Source organism: Bradyrhizobium sp. SZCCHNR1002, from assembly GCF_032381435.1.
Classification (GTDB): Bacteria; Pseudomonadota; Alphaproteobacteria; order Rhizobiales; family Xanthobacteraceae; genus Bradyrhizobium; species Bradyrhizobium aeschynomenes.
On record NZ_JAUHIS010000001.1, the window covers coordinates 1,256,163 to 1,280,901 of the forward strand.

Genomic DNA, 24,739 nt, shown 5'->3' on the forward strand with positions numbered 1-24,739 from the left:
CTCTATCCGCCAGCCGTCCGATCAGCTCGCGCAGCGGCGCCTGGCCAAGGCACGTGCCGGCCGACGGCACGGACCAGCGCGGCACGGCGCCGTCATTGGACAGGCCCCTGAAGATCCTTCATGCGGTGAGAGCTCCGGTCGGCGGCATCTTTCGACACATCCTCGACCTCGCCAACGGCCAGGTCGATCGCGGCCACGATGTCGGCATCGTCGCGGACAGCCTGACGGGCGGAGAGCGCGCGGATGCGGCACTGGCGCAGATTGCGCCCCGATTGACGCTCGGCGTCCATCGCGTGCCGATTCATCGCGAGCCCTGGCCGACCGACGTCATCGCACTGAGCCGGTTCTATCGGCTGGCGCGCACCTTGGGCCCGGACGTCCTGCACGGCCATGGTGCGAAAGCGGGTGCGTTCGTCCGCATGCTTCCGCATCGGCCCGGCACGATCCGCATCTACACCCCGCATGGCGGCTCCCTGCATTACCCGCGCAACACGCTCAAGGGCGCACTGTACGGACGCCTGGAACGGGCGCTGATGAACCGGACCGACCTGTTCCTGTTCGAGAGCGTGTTCGCTCGCGATACCTATGAGCGCATGATCGGCCATCCCCAGGGTCTCGTTCATTGCGTCTTCAACGGCGTGACGGCCGGCGAATTCGATCCCGTAACGCCGGCCGCCGATCAAACCGACCTCGCTTATGTCGGCGAGTTCCGGCACATCAAGGGGGCCGATCTCCTGGTCGACGCCGTGGCCCAATTGCGCGCAGGCGGGCGGGCGCTGACGCTCACGCTGGGCGGCGACGGCGAGGAGATGCCCCGCCTCAAGGCGCAGGTGGAACGTCTTGGTCTGACGTCCTCGGTCCGCTTCATCGGACATGTCCGGGCCCGCGATGGCTTCTCCAAGGGACGTCTGCTCGTCGTCCCCTCGCGCGGCGATTCCATGCCTTACGTCGTCATTGAAGCTGGCGCCGCCGGGGTTCCGATGATCGCGGCCAGGATCGGCGGCATTCCGGAGATCTTCGGCCCGCACAGCGAGGCGCTGTTCACGCCGAGCAACGTTCACGCCCTTGCGGACGCGATCGCGGCCGCGCTCGATGATCCCGCTACCGCGCAGCTCCGTGCAAAAGCTCTGCGCGAACGCGTATTCCAGCACTTTTCGCAGAAGGCGATGGTCGAGGGCGTGCTCGACAGCTACCGCGAAGCATTTACCAAGACCTGACCCCATTTACCATCGCTAACCGTTTCTTCCGATTTGCCCTTTAATCCCGCCGGTGGGGAATTTCCCCCGGCGCTATCAGCGCTTACATGACCACAAATACTAACAAACATAATCCGGGCTTGTACGACTGTGGAACCGATCAACGCTCGCTCGATGCTGGATGCTGCTGCGGCCACGGCCGCATCGACCGCAGGGGCCGGACAGCCGGCCGTTGAACGGCGCCGACGCCTGTCGCCTGCTGCGCTGGCCGTCGCCAACGAGAAAGTTCACCGCGCGTATTCTCCGATCGTCCTCGCCGGCGTCGTCCGCATCACCGATTTCGTGCTGCTGAGCGTCGTCGGCAGCATCGTTTACTTCGGCTACGTCGTTCCGCTCAGCGGCTTCCATTGGGAGTACCTCGCGGCCATCATCGGGCTCGCGGTGAGCGCCGTGGTCTGCTTCCAGGCAGCGGACATCTACCAGATCCAGGTCTTCCGCGCCCAGGTGCGGCAGATGACGCGGATGATCTCCTCCTACTGCTTCGTCTTCCTGCTGTTCATCGGCCTCTCCTTCTTCGCCAAGATCGGCAGCGAGGTCTCCCGGCTTTGGCTTGCCGCTTTCTTCTTCGTCGGCCTCGGCGCGCTGATCGCGAGCCGCGTCGTGCTGCGCAATCTCATTCGCAGTTGGGCCAAGCATGGCCGCCTCGACCGCCGGACCATCATCGTCGGCGCCGACCAGAGCGGCGAGGACCTGGTGCGCGCGCTGAAGGCGCAGGACGATTCCGAGATCGAAATCCTCGGCGTGTTCGATGATCGCAACGACTCGCGGTCGCTCGAGACCTGCGCCGGCGCGCCGAAGCTCGGCAAGGTCGACGACATCGTCGAATTCGCCCGCCGCACCCGCGTGGACCTCGTGCTGTTCGCACTGCCGATCTCGGCGGAGACCCGCATCCTCGACATGCTGAAGAAGCTGTGGGTGTTGCCGGTCGACATCCGGCTGTCGGCCCACACCAACAAGCTGCGCTTCCGGCCGCGCTCCTATTCCTATCTCGGCGCGGTCCCTACTCTCGACGTGTTCGAGGCCCCCATCACCGACTGGGATCTGGTGATGAAGCAGCTGTTCGACCGGTTGGTCGGCGGGCTGATCCTGCTGCTGGCGCTGCCGGTGATGGCCCTCGTCGCGCTTGCGATCAAGCTCGACAGCCCGGGGCCGGTGCTGTTCCGGCAGAAGCGGTTCGGCTTCAACAACGAACGCATCGACGTCTTCAAGTTCCGCTCGCTATACCACCACCAGGCCGACCCCACGGCGTCCAAGGTCGTCACCAAGAACGACCCGCGTGTCACCCGCGTCGGCCGCTTCATCCGCAAGACCAGCCTCGACGAGCTTCCGCAGCTGTTCAACGTGGTCTTCAAGGGCAACCTCTCGCTCGTCGGTCCCAGGCCGCATGCGGTGCAGGGCAAACTGCAGAACCGGATGTTCGACGAGGCCGTCGATGGCTACTTCGCCCGCCACCGCGTCAAACCGGGCATCACCGGCTGGGCGCAGATCAACGGCTGGCGGGGCGAGATCGACAACCAGGAGAAGATCCAGAAGCGCGTCGAGTTCGACCTTTATTACATCGAGAACTGGTCCGTGCTGTTCGACCTCTACATCCTGCTCAAGACGCCGCTGGCGCTGATGACCAAGAGCGAGAACGCTTACTGAATTCCGGGATGCGGAGCGGCGGCCAGTCCGCTTCGTTCTTGTGTCAGGTCGGTCCCGCCGCGCGTTGCGTATGAGTGTGAGTTCGCGATGGCCATGACGGCGGCTGAAGGAGACTTTGCGTCGAGACCCATCGCCCCTCCGGGCGTGGTCGCTCTGCAGCGCGCGCTTCTCTGGCTGGCCGGCGCGTCCGGCGCGATCGTGTTCATCGAGCCCAGCCCCTATGAGGTCGTGACGCTTGCTTCCGCGGCGGTCTTCATCGCGACCGGGATGCGACTGCGGCTGGTCTTCCTGCCTCTTCTCCTGCTGCTGTTCCTGGTCAATCTGGGATACACGATCAGCGCCGTTCCGCTGCTCGATGACTCCAAGATCGCAACCTGGATCGCGACCTCCTGGTACATGGCCTTCACGGCGCTGTTCCTCGCCTTGGCGACCTCTGATGACACCGCGGCGCGCCTGGACATGCTCCGGCGCGGCCTCGTCATGGGGGGCGCGATCGCGGCGCTCGCCGGCGTCGCCGGCTATTTCCATCTGGTGCCCGGCGGCTACGACCTGCTCACTCTCTACGGCCGCGCGCGCGGCACCTTCAAGGACCCCAACGTGCTCGGCGCGTTTCTGATCCTGCCTGCGCTGCTCGCATTGCAGAACGTGGTCACGGCACGCCTCGCCGCAACGCTGCGTGCCAGCTTCGCGTTCGGCATCATCGCGCTCGGCATCCTGCTCGCCTTCTCGCGCGCAGCCTGGGGCGGCCTGGTGCTGACTGCCGCCTTCATGCTCGTGCTGATGGTGCTGACCAGCACATCGCCACGAGAGCGCTCCCGCATCATTGTCATGACGCTCGCCGCGGCCGCCGCCGGCGTCGTCCTGATCGGCGTGCTGCTCTCCATCGACTCCATCGCCGACATGTTCAAGCAACGGGCGAGCTTCGACCAGAGCTATGACGAGGGCCGCTTCGGACGCTTCGGACGCCACATCCTCGGCGCCGACATGGCGCTCGATCTGCCGTTCGGGATCGGGCCGCTGCAGTTCCACAACTACTTCCCCGAGGACACCCACAATTCCTATCTGAACGCCTTCATGTCGGGCGGCTGGCTATCCGGCATCTGCTATCCCGCTCTGGTCTTCACCACCGTCATTCTCGGCTTCCGCTATTTGTTCGTCCGCGTGCCCTGGCAGCGCACCTACATCGCCGTGTTCGCGGCCTTTCTCGGAACCGTCGGCGAGAGCTTCATCATCGACACCGACCATTGGCGGCATTTCTTCCTGATGCTCGGCACGATGTGGGGCATGATCGCCGCCACCCGCGCCCATCAGGTGGCGGCGAACCGATCCGCAGGGAGGGGTCCGCACCTCGCAGCCTCTTAGTCCTCCACGGTGAACGTCAGGCCGGCGTGATCGACCAGCCGCTTGATCAGGCTGTCGCCGAGTGCCGCGCCCGGGGTCCAGAACCCGCCATTCACCCCAGCGCCATCGCGCAGCAGACCGACGGCGCATTCACTGATCATCTTCGCCGTCAGACCATAGCCGGGATCACCCTTCCCCTTCACTGACGCGCGAACGCACCGTCCGTCGGGAGACATTGCGACGTACAGCAGATCGAAATATCCGTTGTCGCGTATCTCCTTCGATGGCCCCTCTCCGACCTTGGGCGCATTCGGGCCGGTCTTCTCAGCATTGGCCGTCACAACCAACTTGGCGTTGGCCTCGCCCTGCTCGCCGTCGCCCGTCAGCACCATCTCGTCGTAGACGAAGTCCTGGCCGTACGGAAAACCCATCAGCATGTTGGCACGATGGATGTTGCGCGTGTTGACCAGCGCCATCGCAAACGGCGCAGCCCAAGATTGGAAATCCTCCTCGTACAGCGGTCGGTTGGCCGGCGGCTGCTTCGGCCCCTTGAATCCCGGCGTCAGCGCGAACGGGTCTTTCATGATCGCCACGAGGCTCAGATCGGCAGTCAATGCGGCCGCGGTCGCCTTAGCGCTCGCCGCAGTGCCGCCCGACAGCGAACCGCTCATGCCGCGAATGCGACCCTTCACGCGTGTCTGGACGGCACCGAGCACCATCTTCGCCTGCTCCTGAACGAACAGCACGGCGAGCTCGAATGGCACCGAGTCGAAGCCACACGAGAATAGGACTCTTACGCCATTGTTCTCCGCCTCGGCTTGGTACTTCCCGATCATCTGGTGCATCCACAGCGGCTCGCCGCAGAGATCGACATAGTCGGTCCCCGCGGCCACGCAGGCGGCGAGCAGATCGGTCCCGTAGAGCTGATAGGGACCGACCGTGGTCAACACCAGTCTGGCCTGATCGACCATCGCGCGAATGGAGCCGTGATCGCTGGAATCGGCGACGATCAGCGGCAGGTCGGCTGGCGCTCCAATCGCATCGCGCACGGACGCGAGCTTATCGAGGCTGCGTCCGGCCATCGCCCAGGTCAGCTTGGTGTCGCTGCGATATTGCGTGGCGAGGTACTCGGCCACAAGCTGGCCGGTGAAGCCGGTCGCCCCGTAGACGACAATGTCGAATTTAGCCGACGTCATCGTAGCTCCCTGGACCGATGCGGATGGGCTCCACCGCTCTTAGTCCTCCGCCGTGAACGTCAGCCCGGCATTGTCGACCAGCCGCTTGATCAGGCTGTCCCGGAGCGCCGCGCCCGGGGTCCAGAAGCCGCCCTTCACGCTGGCACCGTCGCGCAGCAGGCCGACGGCGCATTCGCTGATCATCTTCGAGGTCGAGCCGTAGCCGGGGTCGCGGTCGCCCTTGACGGTGGCGCGGACCTGGCGGCCGTCGGGGCCAATCGCAACGAAGAGCAGGTTGTAGTAGCCGTTGTCGCGCTCCTCCTTCGATGGCCCCTCGCCCGGCTTCGGCGCGTTCGGGCCTGTCTTCTCGGCGTTGGCCGCCATCACCTTCTTGGCGTTGGCCTCGCCCTTCTCGCCGGGTCCCGTCAGCACCATCTCGTCATAGACGAAGTCCTGGCCGTACGGAAAACCCATCAGCATGTTGGAGCGGTGGACGTTGCGGGTGTTGATCAGGGCCATCATGAACGGCGCCGTCCAGGACTGCAGATCCTCCTCATAGGCGGGCTTGTTGCCGGAGGGCTGCTTCGGGCCCTTGAAGCCCGGCGTCAGCGCGAACGAATCCTTGAGGACCGAAACCAGGCTGAGATCCTTGGCCACCGCATCGAACGTCGCCTTGGCGCTGGCGGCGGTGCCGCCCGACAAGGTGCCGCTCATGCCGCGGACGCGGCCCTTCACGCGCGACGCCGCTGCGCCGAGCACCTTCTTGGCCTGCTGCTGCACGAAGTAGACGCCGAGCTCGAACGGCACCGAATCGAAGCCGCAGGAGAACACGATGCGCGCGCCGCTCTTCTCCGCGGCGGCCTGATGCTTGTCGATCATCTGCCGCATCCACACCGGCTCGCCGCACAGGTCGACATAGTCGGTGCCGGTCTCGGCGCAGGCGGCGACCAGCTCGTTGCCGTAGAGCTGATAGGGACCGACGGTGGTCAGCACCAGCTTGGTCTGCGCCACCATGGCTTTCAGCGACTCCGGATCGGACGCATCAGCCGCAATCAGCGGCGTGTCACCGGGCGCGCTGATCTCGTCGCGGACGGCCGCGAGCTTGTCCAGGCTGCGGCCGGCCATCGCCCAGCGCAGCGAGCTGTCGCCGCGATAATGCGTGGCGAGATATTCGGCGACGAGCTTGCCCGTGAAGCCGGTGGCGCCGTAGACGACGAGGTCGAATTTGGATGACGTCATTCTTGTTCCCTAGCGATCAGCTGCGATTTTAATGCCCCGTCATTGCGAGGAGCGCCGCGACGAAGCAATCCAGAGTCCCGTCCACAGCCCTGGATTGCTTCGCTGCAGTCGCAATGACGGCGCATGTCATTTCTTCCCGTAAGACACATTCATTCCCGCGCGGACGTCGTTCTGGATGCCGTAGGGCGCGATCGGATAGCGCAGGCCGTTCCTGGCCAGCTGTTTCATGCCGGCGATCGCCTTGGCAAGATCGGCCGGCTTGAGCGCCATCAACATTTCTTCATCGGGCACGCCGCCGTAGCGGCGCTCGGCGAAGCACGGCAACGACAGGCTGGGCTCGCCGGTCTTCAGCGCGCGGCCCCAGGAATCGGCGCAGGCGGTCTCGCCGACGACGCCCCATTCGAACTTCTTGTAGCCGACATATTGCAGGCCGTTGATCAGGATGATCATCTGCCCCGGCGTCGCGTAGACGAGGCAGATGTCCGGCGGATCGAGCCGGCCGCTCGCCAGCGGGCTGACCGCCATCGCCTGATACTGCCCGAACGGCACGACATCCAGCGCCTGCTGCCGCTTGCGGGCGTCCTCCGCGGTGCCGTGCCAGACTCCGACATAGTTCGCGCCCTCGAGCCAGGTCTCGTCCTGCGGGCCGAGCCCGATCACCGCGCGGCATTGCGCGCCGACGAGATCATCGCCGGTGATGCCGACGGTCCAGCCCAGCCGCGCGGCCATGCTGACGATCTGGTCTGTGGTGTGCACCGCGTTGGGACGGCGGATCCTCTCGATCGCTTCCATGTCCTCGACGCGGGCGAACATCTTGATGCCGATCACCGTCGTCTTCAGCCGCAGCAGGCCGTTGAGATCGGCCACCATGGCCGCCAGGTCCAGCCTGTCTGTCGCGTTCGGCTGTTGCATGTGGCGTTTCCTCCCTGCCGCACCGTCTGCCCGTGCATCGCGTGGTTCGACTTCGGGGCGCTTGTTAGACCCTCGCACCTGATGATGCCAGCAAATCCGCCCCGCCGGCTCGCGTGCCATACTATGATCCTTCTCGATGCATCGGGAATCACTTATGAATTTTCGATCCTTGGACAGGACGACGCGATGAGCCGCAGTGACCGGAAGAAGGGCGCCAGGAGCGCAACGGCCGGCCCGGGCGGAACGAACGTTCTGTCCCCGGCCGCCCTGTACGAGGCGGGCTTGCACCACCTCGGCGCCGGCCGCCTGCTCGACGCGCAGGTCTGCTGCGAGCAGGCGCTGGCGGCCGAGCCGACCCACGCCGACAGCCTTGCGCTGATGGGCATCATCGCGCTGCAGACCGGGCAGCACGACCACGCCGTGGCCTGGTTCTCGCGCGCCATTCGGCAGAGCCCGAAGATCGACTATCTCACCAGCCTCGGCTTCACGCTCAAGCAGATGGGCCGGCTCGACGACGCGCTCGCGGTGTTCGACAAGGCGATCCAGCTCAGGCCCGACGACGCCGAATTGTGGAAGCACATGGGCGGCGTGCTGCTGGCGCTGGATCGCGGTGCCGAGGCGCTGTTGAGCTATCAGCATGCCCTCACCATCGATCCCGCGCATCGGGAGTCCGCATTCCAGAGCGGCCTGCTGCTGCATCAGCAGCAGCGCTATGACGAGGCCGCGCAGGCCTTCACGGTGTGCCTGGCGCAGCAGCCGAACGACCTGCAATCGCTGCAGATGCGTGCCAGATGCGTCCGCGAGCTGAAGCGCTACGACGACTATTTGGCGGATTGCGAGCGCGCGCAGGCGCTGGCGCCCGACGATGCGCTCGTCTGCAACAATCTCGGCGATGCCCTCGTCTGCCTGCGCCGGATCGACGAGGCGCTGGTCTGGTTCGACAGGGCATTGGCGCTGCGGCCGGGCTTCGTCGACGTGCTGCACAACAAGGGCTTCGCGCTGCTGCAAGCACTGCGTTTCGAGGAGGCTGCCGCGGTCTACCGCAAGGTCCTTGCGCTCGAACCGGACAACGCCAAAGCAGAATGGCAGCTCGCCCATATCGAGCTGCAATGCGGCGACTATGCCGCCGGCTGGGCGCACCGCGAGGCGCGCTGGAACATGCCGGATTTCTCGCCCGACTATCCGCGTTTCACGCAGCCAAAATGGTTGGGCCAGGAGGATATCTCCGGCAAGACCATCCTGGTCGAGGAGGACGAAGGCTTCGGCGACAACATCCAGTTCGCGCGCTATCTGCCGATGGTCGCGGCGCGCGGCGCCAAGGTGATCCTGGTCGTACGCGAGCCGCTGCGGCGGCTGATGGCCGGCATCGACGGCGTGTCGCAGTGCCTCGCCTTCACGCCGGACCTGCAGCGGCCGGCCTTCGACATGCATTGTCCGATCATGAGCCTGCCGCTCGCCTTCGGCACCACGCTCGACACCATCCCACCGGCCAACTATCTGCCCCCGCCGCCGGCCGATCGCGTCGCCGCCTGGGAGCAGCGGCTCGGTGGGCACGACCGGCTGCGCGTCGGCCTCGTCTGGTCCGGCAATCCGCACCAGGCCAACGACGGCAACCGCTCGATGCCGCTGTCGACGCTGCTGCCGCTGCTCGATGTCGCGGCGGATTTCATCAGCCTGCAAAAAGAGCTGCGGCCAGCGGACCGGGCGCTGCTCGCGCAGCAGAGCCGCATCCGCGACCTCACGGCTGATCTGGCCGACTTCGCCGAAACGGCGGCCCTGATGTCCTGTCTCGACGTGGTCGTCACCGTCTGCACCAGCACCGCGCATCTCGCCGCGACGCTCGGACGGCCGACCTGGATCATGCTGCCGCACCTCGCCGACTGGCGCTGGCTCAGGGATCGCCACGACAGCCCGTGGTATCCGAGCGCGCGGCTGTTCCGCCAGGACGCCGGTCGCCGCTTCGAGCCGGTCGTGCACGCCGTGTGCACCGAGCTCGCGGCGATGAGCACCGGCTTCAACAAGACGACGGCCTAGGTCGGTCCCGGAAACAGATCGTCGGTGCGACCGCGCAGGCGGTAGGCCAAGAGCCCGACCCATTCGCGCACGGCGATGTCGGCGCGCCGCAGGCCGAGCAGCGAGATGCCGTCGAATTCGAGCACGCGACCGACGCGCCAGTCGACCGGATAGGGCTCGACCGGAAAGCCCGCTTTCCGGAACAGCCCGACCGAGCGCGGCATGTGATAGGCTGAGGTCACCAGCAGCCAGCGCTCGCCCGGCTTCGGCGCAATCATCGCCTTGGAGAAGATCGCGTTCTCGTAGGTGTTGCGCGATTGCCGCTCCAGCAGCAGGCGCTCCTTGGGCACGCCGAGGCTCTCCAGGATTTCTGCGCCGACGTCGGCCTCCTTGGCCTCGGTCGCGATCAGGTTGGCGCTGCCGCCCGTGAACAGGATTCGCGCATTCGGATAGCGCCGCGCCAGCACCGCGGCCTGGATCACCCGGTCGGCGCCCGCCACCGTCACCGGCATGCCGTACATCACCGAGAGGTCGGAGTCGACGGGACCGCCGAGCACGATGATGCCGTCCGGCGCGCCCTTCGCCGGGTCCCATTTCGGAAACCGGCTCTCCAGCGGAGAGAGCATCAGGCTGCCGAGCGGCGTCAGGCCGACGATCGCCAGCAGCAGCATGGCCGTGACGACCAGCCTGCGCCCCAGCACGGTGAACCGCGTCGGCATCAGGATGGCGCCGACGAGGCCCAGCGCAATCATGAAATTGGTCGGCAGTGCCAGCAGGCCGAGCGTCTTGGACAGGACGAAGAACATTCCGGGCTCCGGCGCGGGGTGAGATCGTATGGCCGCCCTCATACACGACAGCCGCCATGCGTCGCCATCTCTCCGCGAACGCGATCGGATGCGCTAAGCTCGGGCGAGATCCGGCAACAATGAGAGCATCATGGCCCATCACCATCTGCACGCCAGCCCCGAGACCTGCCATTGGGGCTTCTTCGAATCCCGGCTGAAGCCGGTGCTCACGGTCGACAGCGGTGACGAGGTCACGATCGACTCGATCAGCGGCGGGCCCGACGTGGTGCCCGATACCAGCAAATTCCACGTGCCGCCGGAACTGTTCGACGTTCACGCCCGCAGTGAGCGCATGGTGCCCGGCCACATCCTGACGGGGCCGATCGCGGTCCATGGCGCCGAGGTCGGTGACGTGCTGGAGGTCGACATCCTCGACGTGCAGCTGCGCCAGGACTGGGGCTACAATTTCATCCGTCCGCTGGCCGGCACCCTGCCCGACGATTTCCACGAGAGCCGGCTGATGAACATCCCGCTCGACCGGGAGCGCATGGTCGGCAAGATGCCGTGGGGGCTGGAGCTGCCGCTGGCGCCGTTCTTCGGCGTGATGGGCGTAGCGCCGCCGCCGGCCTGGGGCCGCATCACCTCGCTGATCCCGCGCGCGATGGGCGGCAATCTCGACAACAAGGAGCTTAGGCCCGGCGCGAAGCTCTATCTGCCGGTGTTCGTGCCGGGCGCGCTGTTCTCCTGCGGCGACGGCCATGGCGTGCAGGGCGATGGCGAGGTCTGCGTCACCGCGATCGAGACCGCGCTTCAGGGCCGCTTTCGTCTCACCGTGCGCAAGGATCTCAAATTCGACTATCCGCGCGCCGAGACCGCCACGCATTACATGACGATGGCGATGGACCCGGATCTCGACCAGTGCGTGGTGCGCGCGCTGCGCGACATGATCGTGCTGCTCGGCGAGAAGCGCAATCTGTCGCGCGAGGACGCCTACACGCTGTGCAGCCTCGCGGCGGATCTGCGGGTGACGCAGACGGTCAACGGCTCCAAGGGCATTCATTGCATGATCGCGAAGTCGGTCGTGCACGGGTGAGGTCGTCGTGGGCCGCGCTCGCGCGGCTCGCTCCATTGTCGTCGCCCGGCTTGACCGGGCGACCCAGTACTCCGCGGCCATGGTGGGTCCTCGATAGGCCGCGGCGTACTGGATCCCCGCCTGCGCGGGGATGACGATCGAATGTGACGCGCCCTCGCCTATCCCAACAGACAAGCGTTTTCATCCTCGCGCGCCGCTCGCGCCGAGTCATGCCGCTCATCTCACCCTCACGAAGTTCGGAGGGCGCAGGGAAGGCCAGGCGTCGGCTGACGCCTGCGGCCCGCCTGCGAGAAAAAATGCAGGCGGCAGGTACCACAGGTGCAGCCGAGAAACGCCCGGCCTTCCCTGCGCGATGGTCTTCACGCTTATACGCAGTCTGCCTGGTGCGCCGGGCTTGTTGGCCACCATTGCCCGCGCGGCGCGCAAGCGCCGTCACGAACGTAGCACCAGCATCGGGGTGCCAGCACGCTGCGACTTCACGTCCGCGCCGAACCGTTCGTCCGCGCATCCTCTCGGACACGCTGCGGCTCGCTCGCGGCCATCGCTCCCCGCCTCGCGTGTCGTGACGATCGCGCGCAACGCCCCTTCCGAGTGAGGCGGGATGCGTGCAATAGAGCACGATTTCCGGAAAAACGAAAGCGTTATTTTCTGGATTATAGAAATTGCCGAACGCATCCTCGCTCGAGGCGGTTCCCGACTCGCCGTGCGCAACCGGGGCGAACACCCGATCGGCCGGGGGAGACCGACGCATGATGAAGTTCCATTGGTTGCGCCGCGAATCCTCTCCACCCGCTCGTGCACCGTACCATCCGGGCCCGGACTCGCCGAGCGCGCGGAGAGTCACCGCCGCGACCCACCCGATTCGTCAGATTTCTATAAAATTCAATAGTTTAACCACTTATCCCCAGGACGCTGTACAACCTATTGGATTCCTAATAGAGTCTAAAAAGTTACTTTTCTGTACACCGGTTACGGACTAGCTTTTAGGCATGGCGACGGAAAAAGCCGAAACTGACCGCATCCCCGTAACCCTGGCCCTGGCAACCATTGGCTATCTCGAAAAGCTCGTGAAACAGGGCACCCACGGCACCAGCGTTCCGGGTGTCTGCAGAACGTTGATTGAAGAAGGCATCCGGCTCGCCATCAAGGACGGGCTGCTGTCGATTCGCGACAACGGACGGGCCTAACAGGGACACGACACGCGGCGACAGTTTCGGTGCGGCCGTCGGCCAGGACGATCCAGGACGGATCAAACTTGGAAGCGACAACAATGCCCGCCGAACGACAGACCCAACCCACCTGGACCGAGGAACGCCTCCGGGCCCTGAAGCAGCACTTTGAAGCCGGGCTGACCTGCCGCGAGATCGCCGCCGAGCTCGGCGTCAGCCGCAATGCCGTGATCGGCAAGATCTCCCGCCTCGCGCTGACGCGCGACAATGGCGGCGACTCCAGGCGCGTGGTGCGCGCCGAGACCACCCGCGACGGCGCGCGCCGCCCGGTGCCGAAACTGCGGCGCCGCATCCTGCGCGCGGTGAGCAACGATCCGCCGCCGATCATGGTCGAGGAGCCGCCCGCCGGCCCCGTCGAGAACGGCTGCTCGCTGTTCGAACTCTCCAAGGAACGCTGCCGCTGGCCGATCTCGACGCCCGGCGCGGATGATTTCTGCTTCTGCGGCTCGAAGCCGATCGAGGGTTTGCCGTATTGCCCGAGCCACACACGGATGGCGTATCGGGTGGCGTCGTCGCGGTGAGCAGCAATCTGCCGCACTCAGGTCTCGGAGCGCCCGCCCACAGGCAGCAAAGCTCGCATAGAGAGAGCTGACGTACGCTGCTACGCTTCGCTCGGTCGCCGCGTTCTGCGAGGACGGCGCGGCGGTCTCGTCTCCCCTCCCCTCCAGGGCAGGGCTATCGCATATGGTCAATCTGAGTGTGTCGCGAAACCGTCTCCACATCGTCATGCCCGGGCTTGTCCCGGGCATCCACGTCGTTCTCAGCATGCTGGACGACGTGGATGGCCGGGACAAGCCCGGCCATGACGACGCGGAGGGAGATGGGCGCAAAACATCGATCGCGATATGCGATAGCCCTGCCCGCAAGGGGGAGGGGAACTCACTGTCCGCGCCGTACGAGCGATGTCCACAACTAACAGGTATTCCCTACCCCAGCTTCCACCCCGCCTCCTGCGCGAAGCGCTGGAAGAATTCCGGCTCGTAGGCCTGCTCCGGCGACTGCCGCACGCGCATGTCCAGGAGCTTCGCATCCTCCCCGACCAGGATGCGCCACTGCTCGGCTTTCACGCCGTCGAGGATGATCTTCGCCGCCTGCGCGGCCGTGGTCGGCGCGTCCTCGAGGAAGCTGCGGGCGCGTTCGCGGGCGGCGTTCTGGATGTCGGCATCGCTCATCGCTGACACGTCGATGCCCATGCCCTTCATGCGCTGGCGGGCCTGGGCGAGCTCGGTCTCGCTGAGCTCGTCCGACTCGCCGCCGCTCTGGACCTTGCGCGAGTTCGAGACGATCGACGTGCCGATATGGCCGGGCATGACCACCGAGCATTTGATGTGCGGAGCGTTGAGGCGGAGGTCGTTGATCAGCGCTTCGGTAAAACCCTTCACCGCGAATTTCGCGGCGCTGTAGGCGGTGTGCGAGACGCCCATGCCGACCGAGGCCCAGAAGCCGTTGACGCTGGACGTGTTGACGATGTGGGCTTCGTCGGCCTTCAGCAGCATCGGCAGGAAGGTGCGGACGCCGAGATAGACGCCGCCCCAGCAGATGTTGAAGGTGCGCTCCCATTGTTCACGGGAATTGGTGAACAGGCTGCCGCCGCCGCCGATGCCGGCATTGTTGAACAGCAGATGGATCTTGTCGGTCGCCTGCTGCTCGATGAGCTCATCGCGGAAACGCTGCAGCTGCGCCTCGATCGAGACGTCGGCGACGTGGGTGGTGACGCGCAGGCCCTGCGGCAGTCCCTCCGACTCGCACAGCCGCTTGGTCTCGGCCATCGCCTCGGCCGAGACGTCGCACATCGCGACGTTGCAGCCCTCAGCGACGAGCTGGCGCGCCAGCTCGCGGCCCATGCCCGTGCCGCCTCCGGTGATCACAGCGATCCTGCCGGCGAAATCCTTCATCGACGTCTGTCCTTCCCTGCTGCGGGTCGGCCGCGGCCGTCCCGGCGACTTGCTCGTTCTCTTCTCGGAACGCGGGGATGAGCTTAGGGCGTTTGGCGCGCCTGACCAGAGCCGATGTCGACGATCTCCGTTGCAGCGCGGAAGCGAAACATTTCACGCCCGGGTTGAACCCGCGCGGCAGCGCTCCGACTTATTCCGTGGGGAGGCAGGCTCGAGGAGGTTCGCATGGCGTACCAACAGGGGCACTGGCAGGACGAGAGCTGGCGCGACACGATGGTCGATCCGGCCGGTCCCGGCGACGGCGCCTATGTCACCGGCTGGACCATCTCAGGGCTCGCCGTGATCGGCACCATCGTCGCCGTCTGGCTGCTCGGCATCTGATCGGCGCGACGCGCATCGTCATGACGTGACAGAAGGCCTCGCCAAGCATGGCGTGTGGACACGTGCGCGCCGCTGTTTCCTCCGTCATTGCGAGCGCAGCGAAGCAATCCAGGGCTCTTGACGGGACTCTGGATTGCTTCGTCGCTGCGCTCCTCGCAATGACGTGGAGAGAGCAGACCCGTTTCCCGTCTCCGGACCGAGTTCTCACAACCGCGTTTCAGAACGCGCGCTGACCGCAGAGGTCTCGCTAGGGCAGTCTCGCTCCGCCGAACTTGTTGCATACAATTGAAGTCGATTGATTAAAAATTAGGCCACATTTCGTTCGCAGCAATCGTTGCCCAATTCGCAGCCAATCACAAAGCAGTGGTCCGTCAGTGGCTTAGGTTTCCTGCCGGGCCAAACGCCCCTGGCACGAAGCTTGCGATCCCCGCCGAGGCTGCGCCGTGCCGGCGAAGCCGAGAGGCGCGGGCACGATAGCCCGCCGAGGGAGCACACCAATGGACTTTGGCAGGATTTCACGACGGCATCTGTTGCAGGGTGGCGCGGCGCTGACGCTCGGCGCAGCCGCGGGCCTGCGGCCGGCCTTCGCGGCGGAGACGACGATCGGCTTCATCTATGTCGGCTCGCGCGACGACTACGGCTACAACCAAGCGCACGCGCAGGGCGCGGCGGCGCTGAAGAAGCTGCCCGGGCTGAAGGTGATCGAAGAGGAGAAGGTGCCGGAGACCGACGCGGTCGAGAAGACGATCGAGTCGATGATCAATCTCGACGGCGCCACGCTGCTGTTCCCGACCTCGTTCGGCTACTACAACCCGCACATGATCAAGATGGCCAACAAGTACCCGAAGCTGCGCTTCGAGCACTGCGGCGGCCTGTGGAGCGAGAAGGACCCGAAGAACGCCGGCTCCTATTTCGGCTACATCGACGAGGCGCAGTACATCGCCGGCATCGTCGCGGGCTACACCAGCAAGAGCGGCAAGCTCGGCTTCGTCGCCGCCAAGCCCATCCCGCAGGTGCTGCGCAACATCAACGCCTTCACGCTCGGCGCCCAACTCGCCAATCCCAAGGCCACCACCCAGGTGATCTTCACCGGCGACTGGTCGATGCCGGTCAAGGAGGCCGAGGCGACCAACAGCCTGATCGACCAGGGCGTCGACGTGCTGACCTGCCATGTCGACGGTCCGAAGACGATGGTCGAGAACGCCGCGCGCCGCGGCGCCTTCGTGACAGGCTACCACGTCAACCAGTCGCCGCTGGCACCGAAGGCCTATCTGACCGGCGCCGAGTGGAACTGGGAGGCGCTGTATCCGAAGTTCGTCAAGATGCTGGCCGCGGGTGAGAGCATTCCGAACTTCTATCGCGGCGGCTTGAAGGAAGAGCTGGTCAAGGTGTCGCCCTATGGCGAGGCCGTCTCGGAAGCTGCGCGCAAGCATGCCGACGAGATCAAGGCCAAGTTTCTCGGCGACGGCTATACGATCTTCAAGGGCCCGATCAAGGACAACAAGGGCAACACCGTGATCACCGCGGGCACCGAGCGCGGCCAGAAGGATCCCGAGCTCGAGAAGATGGACTATCTGGTCGAGGGCGTGATCGGAGCCACGTCGTGACCACGGAGGCGGCCGATCCGGTTGATGCGGCCGCCATCGCGCCGGCCGCCGACGCAGGCTTCCTGCAGCGTTACGGCGCGAGCATTGAATACATCCTCATTCCGGGCGCGGCGCTGGTCGCCGCGCTCCTGGTGTTCGGCGGGTTCGTGGCGCTGTTCGGCAAGAACCCGCTCGATCTCTATTGGTACATGTATTACGGCGCGTTCGGCACCTGGTTCTCCTGGCAGAACACGCTGAGCCGCGCCGCGCCGCTCATTCTCACCGCGCTGTGCACCGCCCTGCCCGCGCAATTGGGCATGGTGATCATCGGCGGCGAAGGTGCGCTGTTGATCGGTGCGCTGTCCGCCACATCAGCGGCGCTGGCGCTGCAAGGGATGCCGCCGCTCGTCGTGCAGATCGCCATGGTGATCGCCGGCATGACCGGCGGAGGATTGTGGATTCTGCTGTCCGGTGGCCTGCGTCAGTATCGTGGCGTCAACGAGACCATCTCCAGCCTGCTGCTGGTCTACATCGCGCTCGCGATCCTCAACCATCTCGTCGAAGGCGTGATGCGCGACCCGGCGAGCCTCAACAAGCCGTCGACGCGCGAGATCGGCGCCGCCAACATGATCGGGACCATCCCGGGCACCGACGTACATTGGGGCCTGGTGTTCGGGCTGATCCTGGCGGTCGCGTCCTACGTGCTGATCTATCACACCACGTTCGGGTTCGCCGCGCGCGTGGCGGGTGGCAACATCCGCGCCGCGAAGATCGTCGGTCTCTCCGTCGGCAAGCTGATCCTCACCGTGTGCTTTTTGGCCGGAGCCTGCGCAGGCCTCGCAGGGATGGTCGAGGTCGCCGCGGTGCAGGGCCGCACCAACGCGAACCTCGCGGTCGGCTACGGCTTCACCGGCATTCTCGTGGCGTTCCTGGCGCGGCAGAATCCGCTGGCGATCATCCCGGTCGCGATCCTGCTCGGCGGCATCAACGCTTCCGGCGGGCTGCTGCAGCGCCGGCTCGGCCTGCCCGATGCCTCCGTGCTGGTGCTGCAAGGGATCATCTTCATCTCGGTGCTGGCGAGCGACGCGCTGTACGGGCGCATCGGCTTCCTAAAGGGAAAGTCCTGATCCATGGCTGACGGCAACATCGGACTCTGGACCGTTCCGCTCGCGGTGCTCGGCGGCGCCATCCGTGTCTCCACGCCGTTCCTGTTTGTCAGCTTGGGCGAATGCATCACCGAGCGCTCCGGCCGCATCAACCTCGGCCTCGAGGGCACGCTGGTGATGGGCGCGATGAGCGCCTATGGCATCTCCTATCTCTCGGGCTCGCCGTGGTTAGGGGTGCTCGCCGCCGGCCTCACCGGCGCGCTGCTGGGCGCGCTGCATGCCGGCATCTGCTCGCTGCCGCGCGTCAACGACGTCGCGGTGGGCATTTCGCTGATGCTGTTCGGCACCGGGCTCGCCTTCTTCCTCGGCAAGCCGCTGATCGAGCCGACCGCGGCGCGGCTGCCGGCGATCGATTTCGGCTGGTGGAGCGACGTGCCGCAGGTGCGCGCCGCGCTGCGCATCAACGTGCTGTTCCTGCTCGGCGTCGCGCTGGCGCCGATCCTGTTCTGGGCGTTCAAGACCACGCGCTGGGGCCTCCTGATCCGCACCGCAGGCGAGAGCGCGGATGCGGCGCGCGCGATGGGCCACTCCGTGCTGATGATCCGGCTGCGTGCGACCATGGCCGGCGGCTTCCTCGCCGGCATCGGCGGCTCGTTCCTGTCGCTGTTCTATCCCGGCAGCTGGAACGAGGGCCTGTCATCAGGACAAGGCATCACCGCGGTCGCGCTCGTGATCTTCGCGCGCTGGGACCCGATGCTGTGCCTGTGGGCCTCGCTCGCCTTCGGCGGCGCCGCCGCGCTCGGACCGGCCCTGCAATCGGTCGGCGTCACCTCCGGCTATCATCTGTTCAACGCCGCGCCCTACATCCTGACGCTGCTCATCATGATCATCACCTGCTCGCCCAAGCGCACGCTGAGTGGCGCGCCGGCCGAGCTGTCGATCACGCGGTGATATCAGTGGGCAGGCTGAAGATGTTGAAGCAGGCAATCTTGCTGCGGCCATCCTTCGAGACGGCCGCCTTTGGCGGCCTCCTCAGGATGAGGAGTCTTTGCGCGGCGACCGGCCAACCAAACCCTCATGGTGAGGAGCGTCGCCCTTGCGACGCGTCTCGAACCATGAGGCCCCAACACACGCTAACGGGAGCCTCAGCATGACAACGCGCACCATCCGCTCCGAGCCCTACGCCTGGCCCTACAACGGCGATCTGCGCCCCGAGAATACCGCGCTGATCGTGATCGACATGCAGACCGATTTCTGCGGCGTCGGCGGCTATGTCGACAAGATGGGCTATGATCTGTCGCTGACCCGTGCCCCCATCGAGCCGATCAAGAAGCTGCTGACGGTGATGCGGGCGCAAGGCTTCCTGATCATCCACACCCGCGAGGGCCATCGCACCGATCTCTCCGATCTGCCCGCCAACAAGCGCTGGCGCTCGCAGCAGATCGGCGCCGGGATCGGCGATCCCGGACCGTGCGGCCGCATCCTGGTGCGCGGCGAGCCCGGCTGGGAGATCATCCCGGATCTGGCTCCTCTGCCTGGCGAAATCATCATCGACAAGCCCGGCAAGGGCTCGTTCTGCGCCACTGATCTGGAGCTGATCCTGCGCCTCAAGGGCATCCAGAACATCGTGCTCACGGGCATCACCACCGACGTCTGCGTCCACACCACGATGCGCGAGGGCAATGATCGCGGCTTCGAATGCGTGCTGCTGTCGGACTGTTGCGGCGCCACCGATCAAAGCAATCACGACCACGCGCTGAAGATGATCAAGATGCAGGGCGGCGTGTTCGGCGCGGTCGCAACCTCCTCCGCGCTGATCGAGGCGCTGTCGTGATCGGCGACGATCCGACACCAACGGGCGCGTTCGGCGTCGAGGCCATCGCGATGACGATGCGCTTCGGCGCGTTCACCGCGCTCGACAATGTCGAGCTCAAGGTGCGCCCCGGCTCGTTCCACGCGCTGCTCGGCGAGAACGGCGCCGGCAAGTCGACGCTGGTCAAATGCATCATGGGCTACTACCGGCCGACCGAGGGCGACGTGCTGATCGCCGAGCGCGAGCGCGCGATCAGCAACCCGAAGGACGCCCACGCGCTCGGCCTCGGCATGGTCTATCAGCATTTTACTCTCGTGCCGGCGATGACCGTGGCCGAGAACCTGGTGCTGGCGCGCGACGATGTGCCGGCGGTGGTGAATTGGCCTAAGGAGAAGCAGCAGCTGGAGGCGTTCCTGTCGCGCATGCCGTTCCGCGTGCCGCTCGACGCAAAGGTCTCTGACATTTCGGCCGGCGAACGCCAGAAATGCGAGATCCTCAAGCAGCTCTATCTCAAGCGCCGCTTCCTGATCCTGGACGAGCCGACCTCGGTGCTGACGCCGGGCGAGGCCGACGAGGTGCTGGGGATGCTGCGCAAGATGGTCGAGGCCGGCGAGCTGACCATCCTGATGATCACGCACAAATTCCGCGAGGTGATGGCGTTCGCCGACGAGGTCACCATCCTCCGGCGCGGCAAGCTCGCGGGCCGCGGCAAGGTCTCCGAGCTGACGCCCGATGACATGGCGCGGATGATGATCGGCGCCGAGCAGCTGACGGTGCAGCCGTCGCGCACCGGCGAGGCCGGCAAGGTCAGGCTCGAAGTCGAAAAGCTGGTCGCGCGCGACGACGCCGGCGGCCTCGCCGTGCACGATCTTTCGCTCACCGTGCGCGCCGGCGAGATCGTCGGCATCGCCGGCGTCTCCGGCAACGGCCAGCGCCAGCTGGTCGAGGTGCTCGCCGGCCAGCGCGAGGCCGAGAGCGGCGCCGTCCGCGTGTCGGGCGCGCCCTATTCCGCGAGCCGCGAGGAGATGCGGCGGCACAAGATGTCGCTGCTGCCCGAGGAGCCGCTGAAGAATGCCTGTGTCGGCGGCATGAGCGTCGCCGACAACATCGCGCTGCGCGAGTTCGACCGCGCCCCGTTCGCCAGCGGCGGCTGGTGGCTGAACAAATCCGCCTTCCGCAAGGACGCCACCAGCAAGATCAACCGCTACAAGATCAAGACCCGCACGCCGGATACGCCGATCTCGGCGCTGTCGGGCGGCAACGTGCAGCGCGCGGTGCTGGCGCGCGAGCTCGGCCACGACGTCGAGGTGCTGATCGCCGCCAACCCCTGCTTCGGCCTCGACTTCGCGGCCGTCGCCCAGATCCACGCCGAGATCATGGCCGCCCGCAACCGCGGCGCCGCGGTGCTGCTGGTCAGCGAGGATCTCGACGAGTTGCTGGAGCTTTCGGACCGCCTGCTGGTGATGTTTCACGGCCAGCTGGTCTACGAGACCCGGGCGAGCGACGCCGACCTCACCGAGCTCGGCCGGCACATGGCGGGGCACTGAGGGGGACCAACAAAGCCCCATCGGTTCCGCAGTCGCGGGTATCCTGCCCTCATCATTCCCAAGGCAGCGGTCAAAGTCGGGCGACATGCCCGACACAGGTGCAGGTTGCACTGCGATAGAGCGGCCGAGCGAAAACAGCTGTTCAAGGCGCCAGCACTCCAGCGACAAACATCTTCATTGCCGGCCGGCCTTGCATTAAATCTTTGATTGCTCGGCCAATCTTGCCCGTGCTCGGTCTGGGGGCAGCGTTGAACGAACTTCAGGGACTATCGGGAGTGCGACGTCAGGCTGTCGCCGCGGACTTATGGGCAACCTTCCGCGAGCGTCGTCGCCCGGCGGCGATCCTGGTCGGATTCTCCGGAACCGGGAAATCTGAAAGAGTTGCCCTGCCTCTCGTCGGGTCTGCCCGTGCCGAGGGCTTCCCGGCCATGCATTTCGATGTGCCGGCACGTCCGACGCAACTCGATCAGGAATTGCTCGGGGTCCTCACCGAGGCTCTGCGGGATACAGCTGCGCTCGACCTCGCGGGCCAGGTGGCGAGGGAGCCGAGTTTTGTGAGCGGCGTGCGGCACGTGCTTCGCGCTGGCGGCCTCGTCGTGATCGACGAGTTTCAACGCCTCTTGCAGATCCCGTGCGGCATTCCCCCCGAGCCATACGCGGAGCAGCTGCAGAAACTCGCACGTCGGCCGCCAGATGGCGGTTGCCTTTGGCTGCTCACGAACCGGAACGTCGACCCCGTGTGGAGCGAGCCATTCCACACGGCAGTGCTCGAGCCCCCCGACGACACGGCTGACGTGGTGCGGATCGTGGTCGAGGCGCTGGGGACGGCGGATGCGGCCGAACGCCTCCCCGCAAGCCGCCACGCCGAGATTGCCTCGCGGTTCGGGCGCAATCCACGAGCCCTACGGCTGCTTGGCAATCTGATGCGCAGCTATGCATTGGAAGAACTGATCGGACAGCCTCAGGCCGTTCAGGAGGGATTGGCCCTCGAGGAGCTGTCCGAGCAGATCGAGCGCAGTCTGCTCGATCGGGCAAAAGAAGGTCTGTCCAACGCCGCCGGCGAATTCCTGCGCGATCTCTCCATCCTGTTGGAACCCGCGCCCATCGGCCTGCTCGGAGCGTTGGCCGCGCATCTGGGCAACGTGCAGACACTACTTGCCGAATTGCAGAAGCGATTTCTCGTTGACCAGCGGAAGTCGCTTCGCCTTGCACACCCGTTGGTCCGCGAGGTCGAACTGCCGCGCCTGACACGCGACAAGGCTGCGTTCTGCGTCGCAAACCTGCGCGTGGGTCGCTGGCATGCAGCGCAGCTGGGCGAGGCAGTCGCGAGGAGCGATGATGCGGCGATCGCGAAGCACCTTGGCGCCGTGCGTCATCACTTGCTGGCGGCTGAGGCCCGTGATGCCCTGCTGGAGGCGGTCAAAGTCGTCCGCCCGTATATCGAGCGCCGGTTCGACTGGGGCGCCCGCATGCCATCGACCGAGGCGGAGCGGGATGCTCAGATTTCACTGCTCGAACTCATTCTCGAGCAGCCGGGACCGGCTGCTGCGGAATTCCATCTTGCCCGTCGGTTGGAGCTGCGCGGTGAACGCGATGATATGGTGCGAGCGCTCGGTCATGCGGCCCGCGCGACGGTCGGCCAGGATTTCAGCACTCCATGGGTCCTGCGAATGCAGCTCACTGAACTCGTGCACGGACCGGAGGCGGTCATTGCCCTTGGGCCTGAAGCCGTTGCGGCGGTGCACCCGGCGAAGAACCTCTACTCCGTCTATCAGGTTTATGGCTTCGCGTTGAATCATGTGGGACGCGACGTGGAGGCGATCGAAACGCTACTTGAGGGGGCAGCGTTCATAAAGGGGCAGAACAAGGCGCGTCTGACCGAGCAGGTGCTGGCGTGTGCTGCTGCTACGCCAACTGTTGCTGATCTGACGCGTGTCAGAGACTGGGCTGAAGCGGCAGGTGACCTTGAACAGCAGGTGGCCCTGGCAAACGTCATTCTCCACGAGCGGGCGGGAGAATGGAGGGGTGGAGCCGAGCGGGCGCAGATCGCGAGACGGAGATTTCCGAATTACCTCCATCTGGCGCTCCATGAGGCCTTCTGTTGGTTGGGAGCAGAACAACCGGAAGAGGCCCAAAAGGCTCTCGACAGATTTCCAATCAACTGGATCTATGACACACGGGCAGGCAATACTTGGCTTGCGGCTTCGATAGCCCTCAGGACGGGCGATCTCGCTCGCGGACACGCGCTTGCCGAACTTTACATCGACGGACCATTGCCGCGAGACGCCGCAACCATGGAGCGCGCGTTGATCCGAGAGTGGGATACGCGCGTCGCTACGCTCTCGGAGCCGAACCCGGCGCTCGAATTCCCAATCCTGCCGCCGAGCCTGTCAGGGCTTTCGGCCCCAGTCATCCGTCCCCAGCACGGCACGCCTGTCTTGCCGCAACACCGGACCGGCGCAGACGTCGCGCAGGTGGTGCAGGCTGATCGGATACGGATTCTCACCGTCGGGACGGAATGGGCTTCGGGTCAGGGTGGCCTCAGCACCTTCAACCGGCAACTTTGCATCGCGCTTTCCGCGTCGGGTGCCGATGTCAGCTGCCTTGCCATCGCTCCCGCCCAGAAGGACATCGACGAGGCCGCATCGTTGGGTGTGCGGCTCGTCGCGGCCCGCGCCACGTCTGGTGTGGATGAGCGGGAATGGCTCGCGCGCCGCCCCTCTGATCTCGGTCTGGACTACAAACCGGACTACGTGATCGGTCACGGCCGGATCACCGGACCGGCAGCCCTGCGACTGGCGGAGGATGTCTTCCCGGGCGCAAAGCGTCTGCATTTTCTGCACATGGCACCGGACGAGATCGAATGGCACAAGTTCGACCGCGAGCTGCCTGCCGGGCAGCGTGCGGAAGACCGCACGAAACTCGAGCTCGACCTCGCACACACGGCCCATCGGGCGGTCGCCGTGGGACCGCGGCTTTGCAACCGCTTTCTGCGCGACCTGCATCCGTTCGGCACGCCGGAGCCTCTGCGCTTCGACCCGGGCTTCGATTCGGCGGTGAGCTCGGCCCGAACGCCACCGCCTGGTGCGCCCTGGAAGATTCTTCTGTTGGGCCGGGCCGAGGATGAAAAGCTCAAAGGCCTGGATATCGCTGCGGCTGCGATCGGCCGGGTCTTCAAGCGTCGCCCCCACGGGTTGCCGGGAATCGAACTCGTCGTTCGCGGGGCAAAACCTGCAGATGCAGATGGCCTGCAGACCAGATTGTCGGAATGGGCGGCAGCACCGGGTCTACTCATCACGGTCCGCAACTACTCGACCGACCCGGAGACCCTGGATCGGGACCTGCGTTCATCGAGTCTTGTGCTGATGCCATCGCGGAGCGAGGGATTTGGTCTTGTTGGGCTTGAGGCGATCGTGTCGGGCCACCCTATCCTCCTTAGCAGTCAGAGTGGACTCGCCGAACTCTTGAAAGAGCAGTTGGCCGCCGAGGTGGCCGCTCGCGTGAGCGTCGAGATGACGGGAAACGACGCGAACCCCGATCCCGACGTCGAACAATGGGCGAATGCCATCGAGGCGACGCTGCGCAACCGTGAAGCATCATTCCGCGATGCGTTCGAATTGCTCGGCGCAATGCGCCATCGACTGACATGGAGAAGTTCGGTGCAAGCTCTTCTGTCCACACTCGTAAAGAGATGATCGGCTGTGACTTGACGCGCGATGACGCC

General features: G+C 65.6%; 19 protein-coding genes. 14 read left to right on the forward strand and 5 right to left on the reverse strand.

Features of this window, described 5'->3' with window-relative positions:
• Positions 1–53 precede the first annotated feature (53 nt).
• The 3 genes from QX108_RS05615 (at position 54) to QX108_RS05625 (ending at position 4,262) form a co-directional block, all read left to right on the forward strand.
• The gene (locus QX108_RS05615; protein ID WP_315779515.1) at positions 54–1,217 is read left to right on the forward strand and encodes a glycosyltransferase family 4 protein; all 1,164 of its coding nucleotides are present in this window, start codon (positions 54–56) and stop codon (positions 1,215–1,217) included.
• 153 nt (positions 1,218–1,370) lie between these two features.
• Positions 1,371–2,900: an undecaprenyl-phosphate glucose phosphotransferase gene (locus QX108_RS05620; protein ID WP_315720478.1), complete on the forward strand. Its 1,530-nt coding sequence runs from the start codon at positions 1,371–1,373 to the stop codon at positions 2,898–2,900.
• 87 nt (positions 2,901–2,987) lie between these two features.
• Entirely contained in the window at positions 2,988–4,262 is a 1,275-nt protein-coding gene (locus QX108_RS05625) for an O-antigen ligase family protein (protein WP_315779468.1), read from the forward strand.
• Here the strand turns inward: QX108_RS05625 and QX108_RS05630 are convergent.
• The 3 genes from QX108_RS05630 to QX108_RS05640 form a co-directional block, all read right to left on the reverse strand.
• Positions 4,259–5,437 carry a saccharopine dehydrogenase family protein gene (locus tag QX108_RS05630; RefSeq protein WP_315779470.1) on the reverse strand — a complete coding sequence of 393 codons (1,179 nt, stop codon included), beginning with the start codon at positions 5,435–5,437 and terminating at the stop codon, positions 4,259–4,261. The two genes, QX108_RS05625 and QX108_RS05630, sit on opposite strands and share 4 nt — an antisense overlap.
• A 39-nt stretch (positions 5,438–5,476) precedes the next feature.
• Positions 5,477–6,655, reverse strand: a complete 1,179-nt coding sequence (locus tag QX108_RS05635; protein ID WP_315779472.1) for a saccharopine dehydrogenase family protein — start codon at positions 6,653–6,655, stop codon at positions 5,477–5,479.
• 126 nt (positions 6,656–6,781) lie between these two features.
• On the reverse strand, positions 6,782–7,567 hold the full coding sequence (locus QX108_RS05640; RefSeq protein WP_315720481.1) for a DUF169 domain-containing protein: 786 nt from the start codon (positions 7,565–7,567) through the stop codon (positions 6,782–6,784).
• 186 nt (positions 7,568–7,753) lie between these two features.
• Here QX108_RS05640 and QX108_RS05645 point away from each other — a divergent pair, with 186 nt between their 5' ends.
• The gene (locus QX108_RS05645) at positions 7,754–9,601 is read left to right on the forward strand and encodes a tetratricopeptide repeat protein (RefSeq protein WP_315779474.1); all 1,848 of its coding nucleotides are present in this window, start codon (positions 7,754–7,756) and stop codon (positions 9,599–9,601) included.
• Here the strand turns inward: QX108_RS05645 and QX108_RS05650 are convergent.
• Positions 9,598–10,386: a YdcF family protein gene (locus tag QX108_RS05650; RefSeq protein WP_172109692.1), complete on the reverse strand. Its 789-nt coding sequence runs from the start codon at positions 10,384–10,386 to the stop codon at positions 9,598–9,600. The two genes, QX108_RS05645 and QX108_RS05650, sit on opposite strands and share 4 nt — an antisense overlap.
• 130 nt (positions 10,387–10,516) lie before the next feature.
• Between QX108_RS05650 and QX108_RS05655 the strand changes: the two genes are divergently transcribed.
• The 3 genes from QX108_RS05655 (at position 10,517) to QX108_RS05665 (ending at position 13,208) form a co-directional block, all read left to right on the forward strand.
• Entirely contained in the window at positions 10,517–11,458 is a 942-nt protein-coding gene (locus tag QX108_RS05655) for an acetamidase/formamidase family protein (protein WP_315720483.1), read from the forward strand.
• 989 nt (positions 11,459–12,447) lie between these two features.
• Positions 12,448–12,645: a hypothetical protein gene (locus QX108_RS05660; protein WP_006614936.1), complete on the forward strand. Its 198-nt coding sequence runs from the start codon at positions 12,448–12,450 to the stop codon at positions 12,643–12,645.
• Between the two features lie 83 nt (positions 12,646–12,728).
• Positions 12,729–13,208, forward strand: a complete 480-nt coding sequence (locus QX108_RS05665) for a GcrA family cell cycle regulator (RefSeq protein WP_172109694.1) — start codon at positions 12,729–12,731, stop codon at positions 13,206–13,208.
• Positions 13,209–13,613: 405 nt separating this feature from the next.
• On the opposite strand, the gene QX108_RS05670 is transcribed toward QX108_RS05665, so the two are convergent.
• Positions 13,614–14,582: an SDR family NAD(P)-dependent oxidoreductase gene (locus QX108_RS05670; protein WP_315720484.1), complete on the reverse strand. Its 969-nt coding sequence runs from the start codon at positions 14,580–14,582 to the stop codon at positions 13,614–13,616.
• Positions 14,583–14,807: 225 nt separating this feature from the next.
• On the opposite strand from QX108_RS05670, the gene QX108_RS05675 reads away from it, so the two are divergent.
• The 7 genes from QX108_RS05675 (at position 14,808) to QX108_RS05705 (ending at position 24,710) form a co-directional block, all read left to right on the forward strand.
• Positions 14,808–14,963 carry a hypothetical protein gene (locus QX108_RS05675; protein WP_315720485.1) on the forward strand — a complete coding sequence of 52 codons (156 nt, stop codon included), beginning with the start codon at positions 14,808–14,810 and terminating at the stop codon, positions 14,961–14,963.
• 497 nt (positions 14,964–15,460) lie between these two features.
• Positions 15,461–16,570, forward strand: a complete 1,110-nt coding sequence (locus QX108_RS05680) for a BMP family ABC transporter substrate-binding protein (RefSeq protein ID WP_315720486.1) — start codon at positions 15,461–15,463, stop codon at positions 16,568–16,570.
• On the forward strand, positions 16,567–17,676 hold the full coding sequence (locus tag QX108_RS05685) for an ABC transporter permease (RefSeq protein ID WP_315720487.1): 1,110 nt from the start codon (positions 16,567–16,569) through the stop codon (positions 17,674–17,676). The genes QX108_RS05680 and QX108_RS05685 overlap by 4 nt, the downstream gene beginning before the upstream one ends.
• A 3-nt stretch (positions 17,677–17,679) precedes the next feature.
• Positions 17,680–18,606, forward strand: a complete 927-nt coding sequence (locus QX108_RS05690; protein WP_315720488.1) for an ABC transporter permease — start codon at positions 17,680–17,682, stop codon at positions 18,604–18,606.
• Between the two features lie 199 nt (positions 18,607–18,805).
• Entirely contained in the window at positions 18,806–19,489 is a 684-nt protein-coding gene (locus QX108_RS05695; protein WP_315720489.1) for an isochorismatase family cysteine hydrolase, read from the forward strand.
• A gap of 50 nt (positions 19,490–19,539) precedes the next feature.
• Positions 19,540–21,015 carry an ABC transporter ATP-binding protein gene (locus tag QX108_RS05700; RefSeq protein WP_315780584.1) on the forward strand — a complete coding sequence of 492 codons (1,476 nt, stop codon included), beginning with the start codon at positions 19,540–19,542 and terminating at the stop codon, positions 21,013–21,015.
• Between the two features lie 248 nt (positions 21,016–21,263).
• The gene (locus QX108_RS05705; protein WP_315799389.1) at positions 21,264–24,710 is read left to right on the forward strand and encodes a glycosyltransferase; all 3,447 of its coding nucleotides are present in this window, start codon (positions 21,264–21,266) and stop codon (positions 24,708–24,710) included.
• Positions 24,711–24,739 lie beyond the last annotated feature (29 nt).